This window comes from Francisella sp. AG1 (assembly GCF_057683165.1).
Genome location: NZ_CM173135.1, coordinates 1,784,562 through 1,800,325 on the forward strand (window position 1 = coordinate 1,784,562; position 15,764 = coordinate 1,800,325).

Consider the following 15,764-nt stretch of genomic DNA (forward strand, 5'->3'; position numbering starts at 1 on the left):
TTTATAATGATTATATTTATTAGAACATACGAAACAAGCATATCTATAATTTATAGCTTTTTGAAAGCTATAGTATTAATTTTCAATATAGTCATAAGCAAACCAAATATAAAAGACTGTATAATCCAAATAAAATCTGTCGGTGTCAATTCAATTGTAATAATAGTTACTTCTGGAGTTTTCATAGGCCTTGTTCTAAGCCTTCAAGGATACTATACCTTAGCAAAATTTGGAGCTCATTCATTACTTGGAGTAATGGTAGCTCTTGGTGTGCTTAGAGAACTTGGTCCAGTTGTAACAGCAATGCTATTTGCTGGACGGGCTTGTAGTTCTATAACCTCTGAAATAGGCTTAATGAAAGCCACAGATCAGATTAATAGCCTAAAAGTCATGAATGTAAATCCAATAAGCTTTATACTATCAACTAGGTTTTGGGCATGTATAATAAGCGGTCCTATTTTAGCCCTTATTTTTTGTACCGTTGCTATATTGGCTGGCTTTATATTAGCTGAAGCAGCTTTAGGAATTAGTTATGGAGAATTCTGGAGTAATATACAATCTTCTGTTATGCTCTCAGATATCTCAAATGGTATTATCAAAAGTATTGTATTTGCTTTTGTAACTGCATGGATTGCACTATACCAAGGATACTACTGCACTCCAGACTCAAATGGTATAGCCAAAGCCACAACAAAAACTGTAGTTTATTGTTGCATGAGTGTTTTAGGTGCAGATCTTATTTTAACATCAATCATGTTTGGAGGAGTTTAGTGAGGAACAAATATTTTGAAACCTCGGTTGGTATATTTATAATTATAGGCGTTTTATGCTTAATATTTTTAATATTCAAAGTTAGTGGAACTTCTCTAAAATCTTTTAATGCCCAAGAATACAATATCAAAGCACAATTCAAAAATGTTGGATCTTTACGTACAAACGCTGCTGTAAAAATATCTGGTGTAGAAATTGGTAGAGTGACAAATATTTCCTTAAATAAAACATATAATGGTTTTATGGCGGTAGTAGATATGTCGATTAACAGCAACCAAAAGATCCCTGTAAACTACTCAGCATCAATTGCAATGTCGGGTATCCTAGGTGATAACTATATTGCTCTTAGCCCTCCAAAAGAGGATATAATGAGCATAGCAGGATTAAGTAACAAAACCGTCAAGCCACAAAATTTATACCTCCATCAAGGTAGTATTATTGCTTTGGAAAATACTGAATCCGCTATTGATCTTGGATCATTAATCAATACTTTTGTTGCTGGTAAAGATAATAGTTCTGATAATAAATAATTCAGTAAATATTGCTTCTTTCAAATACAACATTTTTATATTAGAATTTAAAACTATAAACCAACTAAGAGACTTATAAATAATGCTACGCAAAATTACAATTTTATTTTTCTTAATAATATCAGCTATCTCTAGTGCTTGGGCTATTGAAAATCCAGTCCACATGCTTAATAGAACGATAGTTAAAACTCAAAATAAATTAATCGAAAATGCTGCTGAATATAAAAAAAATCCATACGAATTACTTCGTTTGGTTGATGGTGAAATTATTCCAATAGTAGCACCTAAAGTAATAGCACAACTTATTGTGGGTACTCCAAAATGGAATAAAGCCCCTGCTGAACAACAAAAAGAATTTATCCGCTCGGCTACTGAAATGCTTACTTTCATGTATGCTAAAAATGTAGCTTATGCCGGTAAATATAGGCTTAAACTTTTTCCTTTTAACAAAGAAGATAATAGCTGGCAGAAAAAACCTATTGTAATAGTTAATGGCAAAATCACAAATACCGATAATAACCAAAGCTCTGATTTTGCAGTAAAAATGTTTCAAAAAAATGATAAATGGTATATTTACGATTTTGATGTCGCTGGAGTTAGTATTTTAAGAACCTATCAACAACAATTTGAATCATACTCAAATGTAACAGATATGACAAAGGCTGCAGAAAAAGTAACAACTAAAATTAAAGAAAAAACTTATCCAAAACTATTAGATAAAGATTACAACCTTCAGAACTTAAAATGATATCAATACACAACAGCATATGGGTAATAGAAACTGAATTAACTTTCAAAACTGTTTCTATAATATATAAAAAATTTGCTAAGGACTTAAATATCTTATCTGGCAAATGGTGCATTGACTTTTCTAAAGTCAATAAGCTTGATAGTTCAGGCTTATCTTTAGTAATTGAATATATAAAGCACTCAAAAAGAAATAATATCGAACTTAAACTAAAAAACATTGATTCCAAAACTCTTTCTTTAGCAAAAATTCATGGAATAAAAGAAATCTTAGAGCAATATACTAACTAACGGAAATAGAATAATATGACAAAAGAACAACTTAAAAATATTTTAGAAAAAACACTTAAAAACTGTTCTGCAGATGTTCAAAGTGACGATAATGTGCATTTCTCAGCTACTATCATTGCTGGAGAATTTAACGAAATAAAAAGTAAAGTCAAAAGGCAACAACTTGTCTACTCTAAAATTAATGAATATATTTTATCTGGCGAGCTGCATGCCTTATCAATGAAGACTATAGCAACAAATGAAGTCAAATAACAATTTATCTAAAATAACCTAATTCACATTACTTATTGATACTTATAAATTCTAAGTAATATTTTTTATTCTTGCTCTTTCAGAGTTTGAATTGCTGTTGCTGGAGAATCAGCATCACCAGGAAGATCTGCTTGAGCATCTATTATCTGAGTATCTAATTTGTTAGCCTCACTCTCTGTAGTATCATCTTTATCAGCATTAGCCAAATCAATAGCAGTACTATCATCTGAATAGCTTTGATCAAAAGCCTCTTCAACTTGTGAGGCTTTATTGATAGTATTAAGCTTACTTTTGAAAAGAACAGGCGCTTCTAATGATTTACTTTCAGTAGTACCTGAAGCAGCAACTTGTGATTCAGCATTCTCACTATCCAAACCAAGCACTCCCAAAACTGCTTGATCTGATTGGATAGTTGCAGCATCTTTACGTAATTCTTGCTTAAGTATCTTAGCCATACCATAATCATAATTTTGTAGATATGCATTGCGCATCGCTATATATGGATCAATTGATACTTCTTTCAGATTAGAATATGACGGCAAATATGATACACCTTGATTAATCTGATAAGCACCATAAGTGCCCCAGCTTATAGCATATGAAGCTGCAGTACCTATTGGAGTAAAGAAGAAAACATATGTTAATGGATTAAACAAAGCATCGACACCTGTAGTAACATCTTCCAATGTTCCAGGACCTAAAAGAGGCCAAACAACATACGGTGAAGCTTCATTCTCATCATAAGCTCCCCATTTATGTAAGGTAACAGCAAAACTTTGATGATACCGCATTGGTTTATCAAACCAATTATCTGCAACATCAAAATATCCAACTACACCAAGAGTTGTATTAGTCAAAAATCTAACCCCATCATCTCCAGCATAGTCCCATTCACCTTGAAACATGTCATTAACAACTCTAGCTGGTTCTGCAAGGTTCTGAAAAATATTAAAAATACCACTTTTAACAGTTTCAGGGACAGTATTGTCATAAGCTTTAGCTGCTGGCGTTAAAGTATCATACGCTTTATCATTAAAAGCATGCATTTTTCTATTATAGTTTTCAAAAGGATCACGATTATCAGTAGTAGTTTTCCAACTTGAGCAACCACTCAAAGACCCACCAATAACTGATAATAATAAAACGGCCTTAGTATTTAATTTCATCAAAATTTTCTCTTTATATTTAAATTAACAAAGCACTCTGTTTAATTATAGTAAATTAGTCTATAAAACTCTAATAAAAATTTTCTTACCTGAGTATCTTTGATATTATTTAGAATAATAGTATTTTAAACTGCTCCAATATAATGGATAATATAGATAATAATGAAGTTAACAAATTTTCTCGCCTTGCTAATAATTGGTGGGACCAAGATGGCGAACTTAAAACCCTACACCAAGTCAATCCTTTACGTCTTGAATTTATTAAAAAATTCACATCTTTAAACAATAAAAAAATTATTGATATTGGATGTGGTGGTGGTATCCTCACTGAATCTCTAGTAACTCAAAATAATAAAGTATCTGGTTTAGATGCTTCTCTAGAAGCAATTAATATTGCTAAAAATCATGCCCTTAAAAACAAATTAAATATTAACTACGTAAATACAACTATCGAAAACTTTGCTATAAATAATGATAATCAATTTGATATTATTACTTGTATGGAAATGTTAGAACATGTTCCCAACCCTGAAAGCATAATAGCTTGCATATCTAAGCTTATCAAAAAAGGAGGCGTTTTCTTTGCATCAACACTAAATAGAAACCTCAAATCATACTTACTCTCAATAGTTGCAGCTGAACATATATTAAAAATGGTTCCTCAAGGGACTCATCAATATAGCAAATTTATCAAACCCTATGAACTTATAAAAGTAGCTGAAAAATATGGTTTCTCTGCTCTAGAAATAATTGGTGTACATTACAACCCAATTTCTGGTAGCTTTAAGCTAGGTAAGGGAGCTGATGTTAACTATATTATTGCATTCAAAAAGGTATAAATATGCAGTATAATTATTTTAATTACCCTAGTGAAAAAATACCTCCATATGGGTCAGTCATGTATTATGCTTACCGAAAACTAAATGATAAACAAAAAGAAAATCTTTACCTATTAGATCAACTAAAATCGAAAATAATATCATGCACTGAACTATATAATAATATAGAAGTAGCTAATGAAAAAATGAATTGGTGGCTTAAAGAAATAAATAATTTAAAAAATAATAAAGTAGTTTCATCGCCCCAGCTTAAAAAATTATCTGAAATATTTGATACAGAAATTCTCTATCAAAAACTCATCGACGATATAAGTATCTCTATAGATAATAGTAGTTCTACTGAAAGAAATTTCGCAGAGCATATTTCTCAAAGTTTTTTAGGCATAGAGATGCTCAAAGCCATCTATCTAAATGGCTCATCTAACCTTGATGAAAATGAAATACAACAAATTAATGCTAATAATGAAATAATTAGACATATTTTTTGTATGCCAAAGCATTTTTATAACCAAATTTCTTTTGATAGCAAGATAACTCCCAATATATCTAATGAAGATTTAAAAAAAATAACATCTCAATGGTTAAAATTATATAAAACACAAACAGTTAATAAGAAACTTAAACCCTTAGAAACAGTCAATAAAATTCATTTAAAAATGGTAAAGAAATTTTTGAAAAATACTAGTAACCCATTCAAAGAGGCCTTGATCTTCTCTCCTTTAAATTTATTATTTTATTCAATATAAAAAACATATAATAAAATTAAACCTGTGATAAAAACATCAAAATCAAAATCAATTTCGCCGTATTGAAACTAATTTTTTCTTTTTTAGTGAAAATTCTATTGATAATCACCTCAGCATAAGTATATATTCTAATTATATAGTTAATCTGATAATATTGTGCTAAAGACGTGAGTAATAGCATCAGATAAATTATCAAAAGAATTATTTACTTTTCTTAAAATTCTTTTAAAATTGGCCCAAATTTTTTCTATAGGATTTAAATCAGGAGAATAAGCAGGAAGGTATAGTATCTGTATATCAAACTTCTCTGCTATTTTAGCCAATTTAGGAGACTTATGAAAACTAGCATTATCCATAACAACAGTAGTCTTTGGAATTAACTCAGGACATAAATGCTCTTCAAACCACTGATTAAAAATTTGAGTATCTGTATATCCAGTATACTCTAGCGGTGCTATAATCTTCTTTTCTAAATAGTTATAACCAGCAACTATACTTTTTCTCTGAGTTTGATAAGCAATAACTTCACCATAGCTAGGTTTACCAACAAGAGACCATCCTCTTAGTACAGACTGTTTATTATCCATACCCATTTCATCTAAATATACAAGTTTGTTAGGTTCAATAGTCTCAACAACCTCTATAAAACTTTGCCTATCTTGTTCTTTTCTTTGCTTATATTTAGGTGTCTTTTTTTAAAACTAAAACCAAGTCTGGTAAGACAATCATAAAATGTGCTTCTAGGTATTTCAGGAGCTAATGCTTCTCTAATATCTAAAGCCATTGCATCTGGATATGTTCTTAAGTAGCTTTCTATCGCTTCCTTATCTGTAAAGGTTGCTACTCTACCGCAACCCAAGCCTTGCTTAGATTTATAATCACCAGTTGTCTCGTATAAGTTTATCCAAGATCTAGTAGTACGGATATCTATATTAAAAAAATTACTTAGCTCTTTGTCTGTTAGGCCTTCTTTATATTTAGTTATTACGATATCTCTGAAATCTTGGCTATATGATGACATTTTTTCTAAATATTATAACATTATTGTCAAATAACTATCGGATTAACTATATCACTTTTTTAACCTAGGAAAATTTATGCAAATTAATACATCTAAAAAGATGTCTTTATTTAGTGCTATTCTTATCGGAGTAACATCAATGGTTGGCTCTGGTTGGCTATTTAGCGCCCAACTTACTGCAAAAGCTGCTGGTAACTGGGCATTTTTAGCATGGATTTTAGCTGCCATAATGATTATGATGGTAGGACTATGTTTAGCTAAAGTAGTTTCTGTATTTCCAGTAAGAGGGGCAACGACCAGATCAAGCGCACTTTCACATAACAGTGTATTTGCAATGCCATTCGCCTTTGCTAACTGGTTTGGTATTGTTGTAATGATATCTACAGAGGCACAAGTTACAACACAGTATCTTGCCGGATTAGAGAGCTTTCATGGACTTATGCGTAATGGAGTAATGACACATTATGGTGTGGCTCTATCGCTATTTATACTAGTAATATACTTAATAATCAATTTTTATGGTGTTAAACTCTTAACTAGCGTAAATAATGGTATAACTATATTTAAAATGTTTGTACCAGCTATTATTGTAATTATCTTTTTAGCATATGCTTTTACACATTCAGAAAACCACCATAGTTTACTTGCCACAGATATTCCCAACAATAATTTCTCCATTTCTAATGCCTTAACTGCTATTGTTGCTGGAGGTTTAGTATACACATTTAACGGCTTCCAAATAGTAGTCGCATATAGCAGTGAAATTAAAAATCCATCTCGTAATGTCCCTCTAGCTATCATAATGTCATTAAGCTTCGTCTTAATTCTTTATATGGGATTACAATATGCCTTTATGCAAGCAGTGCCTCATGATTATCTAGTTTCAAAAGGTGGATGGAGTGGTTTAGATTTTGAATCTCCATTACTACAAGTAGCAAGTTTAATTGGTCTTGGATACATCGCTGTATTATTAATTATTGATAGTATCGTTAGCCCTTCAGCAACAGGATATAGTTATCTTGGAGCTTCTTCTAGAATGTTATACGCTATGTCAGCGGAAGGTCAAATGCCACGCTACTTTGCTAAACTAAATCAAAAAGTAAATATTTCTCGCCGTGCCCTTATTGCAAACTTTTTAATTTGTGCCGTATTTTTAATATTTTCAGATAGCTGGACAGCATTAATGCTTATCGTAACCGGATTCAATATCATTGGTTACATGGCTGCACCAGTTAGTATGGGTGCCATTGCTCCTAAAACACGTATTTTCGGCATGATTGTTTTTGTACTATTAACGATGTTACTAAATACTGTAGAAGTGGTCACAAATATTCACCTAAGTATAATCCTTGTAGTTTTGATGGCAATTTTTAGCGTATTTGAGTATAAAAGAGTTGGAATCAAAAACCTTTTAGCCCTAGCATTACCTTTCATAATTTTTGTTTGTATTGTTTCACCAATAAATCAGACAATTCTTGAAGGTGTTATTGGTGCTATATTCTACTTAATAATATAGTTAATCCGATAGTTATTTGACAATAATGTTATAATATTTAGAAAAAATGTCATCATATAGCCAAGATTTCAGAGATATCGTAATAACTAAATATAAAGAAGGCCTAACAGACAAAGAGCTAAGTAATTTTTTTAATATAGATATCCGTACTACTAGATCTTGGATAAACTTATACGAGACAACTGGTGATTATAAATCTAAGCAAGGCTTGGGTTGCGGTAGAGTAGCAACCTTTACAGATAAGGAAGCGATAGAAAGCTACTTAAGAACATATCCAGATGCAATGGCTTTAGATATTAGAGAAGCATTAGCTCCTGAAATACCTAGAAGCACATTTTATGATTGTCTTACCAGACTTGGTTTTAGTTTTAAAAAAAGACACCTAAATATAAGCAAAGAAAAGAACAAGATAGGCAAAGTTTTATAGAGGTTGTTGAGACTATTGAACCTAACAAACTTGTATATTTAGATGAAATGGGTATGGATAATAAACAGTCTGTACTAAGAGGATGGTCTCTTGTTGGTAAACCTAGCTATGGTGAAGTTATTGCTTATCAAACTCAGAGAAAAAGTATAGTTGCTGGTTATAACTATTTAGAAAAGAAGATTATAGCACCGCTAGAGTATACTGGATATACAGATACTCAAATTTTTAATCAGTGGTTTGAAGAGCATTTATGTCCTGAGTTAATTCCAAAGACTACTGTTGTTATGGATAATGCTAGTTTTCATAAGTCTCCTAAATTGGCTAAAATAGCAGAGAAGTTTGATATACAGATACTATACCTTCCTGCTTATTCTCCTGATTTAAATCCTATAGAAAAAATTTGGGCCAATTTTAAAAGAATTTTAAGAAAAGTAAATAATTCTTTTGATAATTTATCTGATGCTATTACTCACGTCTTTAGCACAATATTATCAGATTAACTATAACTGACAAACGTTATGTGGCTTTTTGCAAAAAAACAGCCAATGAGAAAAACTTGGTTGAAGATTAATATGGATAAAACACATAAACAACCTAATGAGAACTATATTATAAATTTTTTTAAAAAATTTATAAGCTTTAATGATTTTCTTACACCCAATATAATTGTGTTTATTTTTTGGATTGGCATTATTTCTATATGCTTTAGTAGTCTGGTATCTATTATTTCAGGGCACTTTATAGCGGGCATTATAGGAATAGTTTTAGGAAGTATCTTTACAAAAGTTTGTTGTGAAATACTTATAGTACTTTTCAAAATTAATGAAAATCTAAAAGAAATAGCTAAAAATACTAAAAAGTAACTCTTGCTAAAGTACATCTATCTCTATCGTTTAAATCTTTAATAGTAATAATCTTCTCAAAGCCATATGTTTTAAAAATATCTCTAACTTGTTGTGCCTGAGCAAATCCATGTTCAATATAAATTAAACCTCCTTTTTTTAAAAAAGTTGCGGCTTGTGAAATTATCAACTTAATATCTGCCAAACCATTATCTTCAGCAAACAGGGCTTTAACTGGCTCATATTTTTTAACCTCATCATCTATATGTGTATCAGATAGATCAATATATGGAGGGTTTGAAACTATAATATCAAACTTTCTATTACTTAGATTCTCATACCAACTACTCTGCACAAAATCTACATTACCTATATTGTTTTCTTTAGCATTTTTTTTGGCAATCTCTAAGGCTTTCTCTGAAAAATCTATTGCTAGCACATCACTATTAGGCAATTCACCTGCTAATGCTAAAGCTATAGCGCCTGTACCAGTCCCTAAATCAAGTATCTCTAAACGTGTCGTTTTTTTATTTTCAACTTTACGCAAAATCTCCTCTATTAAAGTCTCAGTATCAGCACGTGGTATTAAAGTATCTATAGTTACATATAATTTTTGCTTCCAAAAATATTTATAGCCTAAGATATAAGCCAAAGGTTCACCTTTTAAAAGACGTAGTATCATAGAGTTTATTTCTTGAAACTGACTGATTTCTAAAGTCGTATCAGAGTTTAAGTACAAATAAGTCTTATCAACATTTAAAACTTTACAAACAATCATCTGCAAATCTTGCCTGATAAATATACGTTCTTGTGAATTAAATTTAACTAGACTATTAGCTAATAATTGAGAAATAGTAATATCATTAGTCATCTGACATAGTTGCTAAAAGATCAGCTTGATGTTCTAAAATTAATGGTTGAATTATACTGTCTAAATTTCCTTCCATAATTTCATCAAGTTTATAGAGTGTCAAATTAATACGATGATCTGTAACTCTACCTTGTGGATAATTATATGTCCTAATCCTCTCCGACCTATCACCACTTCCCACCAAACTTCGGCGTGCATCGGATTGCTCTTTTTGTTGCTTATCAATCTCTGCCTGAAGTAGCCTTGATTTAAGCATAGACATTGCTGCGGCACGATTTTTATGTTGCGATCTTTGATCTTGACACTCAACCACAACACCCGTAGGAATATGTGTCAGACGAATAGCCGAATCTGTTTTATTAACGTGTTGACCACCAGCCCCAGATGCCCTAAATGTATCAACTTTAAGATCTGCTGCATTTATCTCTATACCCTCAACCTCATCAACCTCTGGCATTACAGCTATCGTACATGCTGAGGTATGTATTCTACCTTGAGACTCTGTTGCAGGTACACGTTGCACCCTATGGGCTCCAGATTCAAATTTCAATTGTGAATAGGCACCTTCACCATTAATTTTTGAAATAATTTCCTTATAACCACCATGCTCTCCTTCACTCGCAGATACAACCTCTACCTTCCATCCTCTTTGCTCTGCATATTTAGAATACATTTTAAAAAGATCTCCAGAAAATATAGAAGCCTCATCCCCACCGGTTCCAGCTCTAACTTCCAAAAAAACATTGGCATCATCATTAGGATCACGTGGTAGTAAAAGTATTTGTAGCTGCCCTTCAAGCTCTTGAATACTTTCCTCAGATAATTTCAATTCTTCCTTTGCCATTTCTATCAAATCAGCATCCTTCTCCCCCAACATTTGTAAAGCTGTCTCTTTATCCTCTAATGCTTGAGAATAATCTTTAAAAGCTTTGACTATGGGCTCAAGATGAGAGTATTCTTTTGATAAATCTCTAAACTTATTTTGATTAGAAATAACATCAGCATCACTTAATAAGGCACTTACTTCTTCGTGCCTTTCTATCAAACTTTGCAATTTTGCTTTAATAGAATCTTTCATTTATTTTTCCACATTTAAACCAAACATCCGTTTCATACATATAAGGCAGTCACTTCTGCCCTGCTTAGAAGCCTCTTTCATTCCTACAACAGGATAATGAAGAACCTTCTTTTTAATTTCATAGGCAAATCTTTTCATTATTTCTTCAGCATCTTTGCCATTTCTAATTTTAGATAAACTTTTTTCCAATGACAAATCCACAAGACCATCAGCTTTATCAAAGAGTTCTTTAATTGCTGTATTTGATATAATCGCCTTTTCTTTCGCCAAATATTCTTCTAAAGATTTTACAATAATTTTTTGTGCTCTTGAACTTTCATACTTTCTCTTATCTTTATTATCCGCTATCACAGCATTAATATCATCAACACAATAATAAATATTTTGCCCAATTTCACCTAATTTTGGATCTAAAGCTTGAGGTATAGATATATCGATAAAAATTCTAGATTTAAGATCAATATCGTTCACAGTAACAATATACTCTTTGACATCTAATGCTGCAATTATAATATCTGAACTTTTAATTAATTCTGGTAAATCTGTAATGCAATGAGAACTAGCATTGTTAAAAGCTGATGTAATTCTTTCTGCTTTTTCAATAGTCCTATTTGCTAACATAATTCTCTTTGGTGCAAGTGCAGTCACATGTCTAAACAATAATTCCCCAGTTTGTCCAGCCCCTAAAATAAGTACATTTTTAGTTGTAATATTATCAAGCTGTTTTTTAGCTAATGAAATTGCTGAAAATGCCACAGATACTGGACAATGTCCTATCCTAGTTTCACTACGAACTTGCTTTGCTGTCGCAAAAACTTTTTGAAAAAGTCTATCTAACTCTTTACCTAAAGCATGATTTTTTTTACTAAGTGTGTATGATTCTTTAACTTGACCCAATATTTGTGGTTCACCCAAAACCATGGATTCCAAGCCACAAGCTAGCTTCATTAGGTGCATAATCACCTCTGTCCCCTGCCTTAGCTTAAAGTAATCTTTTATTTTATATTTAGGGTTCCTAACATAGCTCTGCCACCATTCCAAAATATCATCAACAACTTGTAATTCAGATATTTCCAAATACACCTCTGTACGGTTGCAAGTTGATAATATCACAGCATGTTCAACATTATCTATTGCCAACACAGACCTGTATAGCATAGGCACATCTAGCCCTGATAAAGCAAACTCACTGCGCACCTCTATGGGGGATTTTTTATAGTCAATTGCTAGAGAAATTAAAGCCATAATTTTAAAATAAAATAATAAGTAAATAATTAAATTCAGAAAAACGTTATTTATTTTAGCACAAAATACATTGGCATTAAATTCTAATATTATTCTAGCGCATAATTTTTATATTTTTCTTATAGTGAATTCTAATATCCATAACAGCCTAACATCATAAGTTCTTTTATGATAAGATGTTGTAAGTTTATTAGTAACGAATTATTTACAAATGAATATTAAGAACTTATCTAAAAAACAAAGTCTAATTCTATATACAATTGCAGCAATACTAATAGCAACAATAGTGTGTGTAGCAGTATTTCAACTCTATAGCTCAAATAATGATAATAAAATGCTTGCAGCCTCTTCTGCTTATCAAAAAGCATTAATAACAGGAGAAAATACTAAATCCTCTCTAGAGAGTAAAGTTGATCAATATCAACTAGTCATTAATAATTATCCAGACACTAGCTTTGGAATTTTTGCAAGCTGGCAATTAGCTGATCTGTACATAACCCCAACTAAGCTAGATACAACAAGCTTCAATATAAATATAGCCAATATACCCAAAGCTATAGATATCTTACAACAAAGTGTAGATAAAAACCCCAAAGATAATTTAACAAATATAACTAAGGTCAGAATAGCAAGACTTTATATAGTATCCAAGCAACCTAAACAGGCTATAACAATATTATTAAGTATTAGCTCATTAGAAGATAGTTCATACCCGCTAGTACTCTTAGGTCAAGCCTACAATGACGAAGGCGATAAAACTAAAGCTGTTCAAGTCTGGCAAAAAGCCATACAAAATCCCAATGGTTCTCAAGAATTCAAACAAATAATAACTCAGTTCATTAACAATTCTAACTAATTATTATGAAAAAATTATATTTTATTATAGCATCTCTACTATTATTGGTACTAATTACTAGCTGCTCTAAAAGTAACATTCCACCTCCAACCCCACTAAATCTCAAGCCTCCAAAACAAATTCATGTAAAAACAATATGGAAAAAAGAAACTGGTAATGGAAATGGTGGATTAGAAAACTATAACCTAGCCCCAGCATACTCAAATGATACGGTATTTGTTCCAAACCAGAATGGTTTTGTATATGGGTTAGCTATTACAAATGGTAGTGTTATTTGGAAAAATAATACTGGAACAAACTTATCCTCCGAGCCAAATACTATCGCTAATGCAGTTATTTTAGGTTCTATTAAAGGAGTGCTAACAGCCATAGATGAAAAAGATGGTCAAACCCTATGGAGAACTGATGCTCCTAGCAGTATTTTCTCCAAACCAACAATATACAGTAACCAAATATATACCTATACCCATAATGGTTCTGTTTCTGCATTTGATGCTCGAAATGGGTCAAAGAAATGGAGTGTCTCAAACACTATTCCAGAAATAACACTCCCAGGAAACTCTTCTCCAATAATTCTAAATGATACCGTAATGGTAGGAACTGCTTTTGGCACAGTGCTAGGATTCACTATTGAAAACGGTGATCGAACCATTAATATTCCCATTGCCATATCCCACGGATCATCACCAGCTGATAAAATGGTAGATATTACATCAAACCCTATGCTTTATAACAACTATCTTATTTTTGCAGCATATCAAGGAGCTATCGTTGCATTAGATAAAGATTCAGGTAAAATGCTTTGGGCAAAAAAAGCCTCTATTATAAAAAACATGAGTATTAATAACGGCATTATCTTTACTACTCAAGCTGATAGCCAACTAAAAGCTTATGACATACATAACGGAGAAACTGTTTGGTCACAAGATATTTTAAAATGGCGCAAAATAACTAGTCCTATATACTATAAAGGCTTAATAATTGTTGCTGACTATCAAGGTTATTTACATTTCTTCAATTCTCTTAGTGGTAAATATCTAGGAAGATATAAACTTACTCCTAAAAGTAAAATCTTTGATTATGGAATTTCAGGACAACTACTACCAACTGAAAAAGGAATTATTATTGAAGCTGAAAATGGAACTACTTATTTAATTGATGCTTATAGTAATAAAGTCATATATGATAGTATACTAAGTGACTATAAAGTTGATCAAGGTAAAAATGTGGATCATATTTACCCCTTAAATCAAGGTAAGTCTAAAAAAATAGCAACTACCTCTGTGCTGTCTACAGATAAACCAAAAGTTGCGAATAAGAACAAAAATGTTGATTTGGTAATTGGGGATTTTAGTAAAGGTAAACCTAGCTGATGTATAAAGGTATAAGACCATCCATATTTATATTAATCCTAATGGTTTCTTTAGGACCTTTTGGAGACACAATATACGCTCCGGCTCTACCTGAACTTAAAAAAATATTAGCTACCGACTATCATCATGTACAATTAACAATCACCTCTTATCTCCTTGGCTATTCTATTAGCCAAATATTATACGGCCCATTTTCCGATAGATTCGGGCGTAAACCAATTATGCTAATGGGTTCTCTTTTTTTTATTATAAGTTCAATAATATGCTTACTTAGTAAAAATATCGACTCTCTTATATATGCTCGTCTATTACAAGGGTTTGGGGCAGCATCTGGAGGAGTTATTGCAACTGTTGCTGTTAAAGATGCCTTCAGAGTTAATGAACAAGGAGCTATTTTTGCTATTATGAATATAGCTTTTGCTCTAGCTCCAGCTTTTGGAGCTGTGCTTGGAGTTTTTCTTAGCCCTTCGCTAATCTTTTGGATACTGTTGATTGCAGCAACTCTACTATTTCTCAATGTAATTATTTTTTTTCCAGAAACTATTAGGGAAAAAAATCTTGATGCCCTAACCTTAAAGTCATTATTCAAAAACTATTTCTTACTTTTTAAAGATCATCAGTTTTTCTTTGCCACATTCATCTTAGGCATAAATATTAGTGTAATATATGCTTGTTTAGTTACTGCTCCTGATATATTTGTAAATATACTAAAATTAGAAAAGGCAAACTTTTTATATCTATTAATAATAATGGTTTCAGCAGTTGTCACTGGTTCTCTGATATGTTCAAAATTAAGTCGTGTTGTTGCATACAAACACTTAATTAACTTTGGGATGGCTTGCACATTAATTTCCGGCATTCTCTGTATATATACATTTAAGAACCTTACAGGCACAGAATTATCTTTAGCATTAACCGGTGTACTATCTCTGACTTTCATTGGCGTTTCATTTAGTGTGCCATTACTTACTCCTATCGCACTTGAAAACTTCACAACCACAGCAGGTGCAGCTTCATCAATTATGGGGTTTATGCAAATGGGCATAGCCTCTATAACGACAGCCATCATGAGTCAGATTAATTTTGGTAGTGAGTTTACTTTAGCTTTTGCATTTGTTTTACTGCCACTCATAGGACTAATAATCTTTTTACCATATAGCTGTTATTTTCTAAAAAAATAAATTCACACAATA

General features: G+C 31.7%; 18 protein-coding genes. 13 read left to right on the forward strand and 5 right to left on the reverse strand.

All coding sequences use genetic code 11. The annotated features are described in order from the left end of the window. Window positions 1–6: 6 nt before the first annotated feature. From ACR0PV_RS09310 to ACR0PV_RS09330, 5 genes are all read left to right on the forward strand, one after another. Window positions 7–771, forward strand: coding sequence for an MlaE family lipid ABC transporter permease subunit (locus ACR0PV_RS09310; RefSeq protein WP_488172813.1), 765 nt, complete (start codon window positions 7–9; stop codon window positions 769–771). Beyond that, window positions 771–1,301 carry an outer membrane lipid asymmetry maintenance protein MlaD gene (gene mlaD, locus ACR0PV_RS09315; RefSeq protein ID WP_488172814.1) on the forward strand — a complete coding sequence of 177 codons (531 nt, stop codon included), beginning with the start codon at window positions 771–773 and terminating at the stop codon, window positions 1,299–1,301. Before ACR0PV_RS09310 ends, mlaD begins: the two co-directional genes overlap by 1 nt. An 82-nt stretch (window positions 1,302–1,383) precedes the next feature. After that, a complete protein-coding gene (locus ACR0PV_RS09320; protein ID WP_488172815.1) occupies window positions 1,384–2,049 on the forward strand; it encodes an MlaC/ttg2D family ABC transporter substrate-binding protein in 666 nt (221 codons plus the stop codon). Then, on the forward strand, window positions 2,046–2,339 hold the full coding sequence (locus ACR0PV_RS09325) for an STAS domain-containing protein (RefSeq protein ID WP_488172816.1): 294 nt from the start codon (window positions 2,046–2,048) through the stop codon (window positions 2,337–2,339). The genes ACR0PV_RS09320 and ACR0PV_RS09325 overlap by 4 nt, the downstream gene beginning before the upstream one ends. Before the next feature lie 15 nt (window positions 2,340–2,354). Then, window positions 2,355–2,591 (forward strand): BolA family protein, encoded by a 237-nt coding sequence (locus ACR0PV_RS09330; RefSeq protein ID WP_488172817.1) that lies wholly within the window; start codon window positions 2,355–2,357, stop codon window positions 2,589–2,591. Between the two features lie 65 nt (window positions 2,592–2,656). Here ACR0PV_RS09330 and ACR0PV_RS09335 read toward each other — a convergent pair whose 3' ends face one another. Beyond that, on the reverse strand, window positions 2,657–3,757 hold the full coding sequence (locus tag ACR0PV_RS09335; RefSeq protein WP_488172818.1) for an MlaA family lipoprotein: 1,101 nt from the start codon (window positions 3,755–3,757) through the stop codon (window positions 2,657–2,659). A gap of 143 nt (window positions 3,758–3,900) precedes the next feature. On the opposite strand from ACR0PV_RS09335, the gene ubiG reads away from it, so the two are divergent. Both ubiG and ACR0PV_RS09345 read left to right on the forward strand, forming a co-directional pair. Continuing rightward, the gene (gene ubiG, locus ACR0PV_RS09340) at window positions 3,901–4,596 is read left to right on the forward strand and encodes a bifunctional 2-polyprenyl-6-hydroxyphenol methylase/3-demethylubiquinol 3-O-methyltransferase UbiG (RefSeq protein WP_488172819.1); all 696 of its coding nucleotides are present in this window, start codon (window positions 3,901–3,903) and stop codon (window positions 4,594–4,596) included. Between the two features lie 2 nt (window positions 4,597–4,598). Beyond that, complete coding sequence (locus ACR0PV_RS09345; RefSeq protein ID WP_488172820.1) at window positions 4,599–5,342, forward strand: hypothetical protein; 744 nt, start codon at window positions 4,599–4,601, stop codon at window positions 5,340–5,342. Window positions 5,343–5,482: 140 nt separating this feature from the next. Here the strand turns inward: ACR0PV_RS09345 and ACR0PV_RS09350 are convergent. Next, window positions 5,483–6,363, reverse strand: a protein-coding gene (locus ACR0PV_RS09350) for an IS630 family transposase (RefSeq protein WP_488172194.1) whose coding sequence is annotated in 2 segments (ribosomal slippage) — window positions 5,483–6,039 and window positions 6,039–6,363 — 882 coding nt in all. Because the reading frame shifts where the segments join, the coding sequence is not laid out codon by codon here. A gap of 76 nt (window positions 6,364–6,439) precedes the next feature. Here ACR0PV_RS09350 and ACR0PV_RS09355 point away from each other — a divergent pair. The 3 genes from ACR0PV_RS09355 (at window position 6,440) to ACR0PV_RS09365 (ending at window position 9,169) form a co-directional block, all read left to right on the forward strand. After that, window positions 6,440–7,879, forward strand: coding sequence for an APC family permease (locus tag ACR0PV_RS09355; RefSeq protein ID WP_488172821.1), 1,440 nt, complete (start codon window positions 6,440–6,442; stop codon window positions 7,877–7,879). Window positions 7,880–7,925: 46 nt separating this feature from the next. Then, window positions 7,926–8,806, forward strand: a protein-coding gene (locus ACR0PV_RS09360) for an IS630 family transposase (RefSeq protein WP_488172194.1) whose coding sequence is annotated in 2 segments (ribosomal slippage) — window positions 7,926–8,250 and window positions 8,250–8,806 — 882 coding nt in all. Because the reading frame shifts where the segments join, the coding sequence is not laid out codon by codon here. A 72-nt stretch (window positions 8,807–8,878) separates the two neighbouring features. After that, complete coding sequence (locus tag ACR0PV_RS09365; protein WP_488172822.1) at window positions 8,879–9,169, forward strand: DUF4282 domain-containing protein; 291 nt, start codon at window positions 8,879–8,881, stop codon at window positions 9,167–9,169. Here the strand turns inward: ACR0PV_RS09365 and prmC are convergent. The 3 genes from prmC to ACR0PV_RS09380 are packed head-to-tail and all read right to left on the reverse strand — an operon-like array spanning window position 9,159 to window position 12,342. Then, window positions 9,159–10,019 carry a peptide chain release factor N(5)-glutamine methyltransferase gene (prmC, locus tag ACR0PV_RS09370; RefSeq protein ID WP_488172823.1) on the reverse strand — a complete coding sequence of 287 codons (861 nt, stop codon included), beginning with the start codon at window positions 10,017–10,019 and terminating at the stop codon, window positions 9,159–9,161. The two genes, ACR0PV_RS09365 and prmC, sit on opposite strands and share 11 nt — an antisense overlap. Continuing rightward, window positions 10,012–11,097 carry a peptide chain release factor 1 gene (gene prfA / locus ACR0PV_RS09375; RefSeq protein WP_488172824.1) on the reverse strand — a complete coding sequence of 362 codons (1,086 nt, stop codon included), beginning with the start codon at window positions 11,095–11,097 and terminating at the stop codon, window positions 10,012–10,014. Before prfA ends, prmC begins: the two co-directional genes overlap by 8 nt. After that, on the reverse strand, window positions 11,098–12,342 hold the full coding sequence (locus tag ACR0PV_RS09380) for a glutamyl-tRNA reductase (protein ID WP_488172825.1): 1,245 nt from the start codon (window positions 12,340–12,342) through the stop codon (window positions 11,098–11,100). Between the two features lie 217 nt (window positions 12,343–12,559). Here ACR0PV_RS09380 and ACR0PV_RS09385 point away from each other — a divergent pair, with 217 nt between their 5' ends. The 3 genes from ACR0PV_RS09385 to ACR0PV_RS09395 are packed head-to-tail and all read left to right on the forward strand — an operon-like array spanning window position 12,560 to window position 15,752. Then, a complete protein-coding gene (locus tag ACR0PV_RS09385) occupies window positions 12,560–13,198 on the forward strand; it encodes a YfgM family protein (RefSeq protein ID WP_488173990.1) in 639 nt (212 codons plus the stop codon). 5 nt (window positions 13,199–13,203) lie between these two features. Beyond that, the gene (bamB, locus tag ACR0PV_RS09390; RefSeq protein ID WP_488172826.1) at window positions 13,204–14,571 is read left to right on the forward strand and encodes an outer membrane protein assembly factor BamB; all 1,368 of its coding nucleotides are present in this window, start codon (window positions 13,204–13,206) and stop codon (window positions 14,569–14,571) included. Continuing rightward, window positions 14,571–15,752, forward strand: a complete 1,182-nt coding sequence (locus ACR0PV_RS09395; RefSeq protein ID WP_488172827.1) for a multidrug effflux MFS transporter — start codon at window positions 14,571–14,573, stop codon at window positions 15,750–15,752. Before bamB ends, ACR0PV_RS09395 begins: the two co-directional genes overlap by 1 nt. Window positions 15,753–15,764: the final 12 nt, after the last annotated feature.

Bases quoted from the DNA above. Each gene is read 5' to 3' on its own strand.
- ACR0PV_RS09365 (WP_488172822.1), top strand. From the start codon at position 8,879: ATGGATAAAACACATAAACAACCTAATGAGAACTATATTATAAATTTT.
- bamB (WP_488172826.1), top strand. From the start codon at position 13,204: ATGAAAAAATTATATTTTATTATAGCATCTCTACTATTATTGGTACTA.
- prfA (WP_488172824.1), bottom strand. From the start codon at position 11,097: ATGAAAGATTCTATTAAAGCAAAATTGCAAAGTTTGATAGAAAGGCAC.
- ACR0PV_RS09355 (WP_488172821.1), top strand. From the start codon at position 6,440: ATGCAAATTAATACATCTAAAAAGATGTCTTTATTTAGTGCTATTCTT.
- ACR0PV_RS09330 (WP_488172817.1), top strand. From the start codon at position 2,355: ATGACAAAAGAACAACTTAAAAATATTTTAGAAAAAACACTTAAAAAC.
- ACR0PV_RS09325 (WP_488172816.1), top strand. From the start codon at position 2,046: ATGATATCAATACACAACAGCATATGGGTAATAGAAACTGAATTAACT.
- ACR0PV_RS09395 (WP_488172827.1), top strand. From the start codon at position 14,571: ATGTATAAAGGTATAAGACCATCCATATTTATATTAATCCTAATGGTT.
- ACR0PV_RS09320 (WP_488172815.1), top strand. From the start codon at position 1,384: ATGCTACGCAAAATTACAATTTTATTTTTCTTAATAATATCAGCTATC.
- ACR0PV_RS09380 (WP_488172825.1), bottom strand. From the start codon at position 12,342: ATGGCTTTAATTTCTCTAGCAATTGACTATAAAAAATCCCCCATAGAG.
- ubiG (WP_488172819.1), top strand. From the start codon at position 3,901: ATGGATAATATAGATAATAATGAAGTTAACAAATTTTCTCGCCTTGCT.
- ACR0PV_RS09345 (WP_488172820.1), top strand. From the start codon at position 4,599: ATGCAGTATAATTATTTTAATTACCCTAGTGAAAAAATACCTCCATAT.
- ACR0PV_RS09310 (WP_488172813.1), top strand. From the start codon at position 7: ATGATTATATTTATTAGAACATACGAAACAAGCATATCTATAATTTAT.
- prmC (WP_488172823.1), bottom strand. From the start codon at position 10,019: ATGACTAATGATATTACTATTTCTCAATTATTAGCTAATAGTCTAGTT.
- ACR0PV_RS09335 (WP_488172818.1), bottom strand. From the start codon at position 3,757: ATGAAATTAAATACTAAGGCCGTTTTATTATTATCAGTTATTGGTGGG.